Raw genomic sequence first — 475 nt, 5'->3', positions numbered from 1 at the left:
TTTTTCAAATATAATAATATCGTCTATAAAGTGTTAGAAGATACGCCATTTGCAGATATTCAAGAAAGTGATCTAGAATTGGCTCTTCAGATTGCAGTCGTTCATTTAAAGGTACGGTTATTTTCAGATGCAGCGGTGACAAGCAAATTTGAAAGCTCTGGTAGCGAAATTTCTGATGCAAGATTCCAAATTAATAAATGGCAAACTTCAGTCAAATCTCGTAAACTTAAAACCGGTCTCACGGTTGAATTAGCGCAAGATTTGGAAGCGAATGGATTTGATGCCCCTAACTTCTTAGAAGATTTGCTTGCTACTGAAATGGCTGATGAAATTAATAAAGATATTCTTCAGTCTTTAATTACTGTATCTAAACGTTATAAAGTTACTGGAATTACTGACACCGGATTTTTTGACTTGAGCTATGCATCCGCTCCAGAAGCAGGTCGTTCGTTATACCGAATGGTGTGTGAAATGG

At 36.4% G+C, this 475-nt stretch carries 1 protein-coding gene; it reads left to right on the top strand.

Translation table 11 applies throughout. The features are described 5' to 3' along the window. Positions 1 to 30: 30 nt before the first annotated feature. A partial coding sequence (locus Y887_RS19750; protein ID WP_211257022.1) for a hypothetical protein occupies positions 31 to 475 on the top strand: 445 nt, incomplete at its 3' end.

Origin of the sequence: Xanthomonas pisi DSM 18956 (genome assembly GCF_001010415.1) — a bacterium.
In the GTDB taxonomy this organism is placed as follows: domain Bacteria; phylum Pseudomonadota; class Gammaproteobacteria; order Xanthomonadales; family Xanthomonadaceae; genus Xanthomonas; species Xanthomonas pisi.
This window is presented reverse-complemented; position numbering and strand designations above follow the sequence as displayed.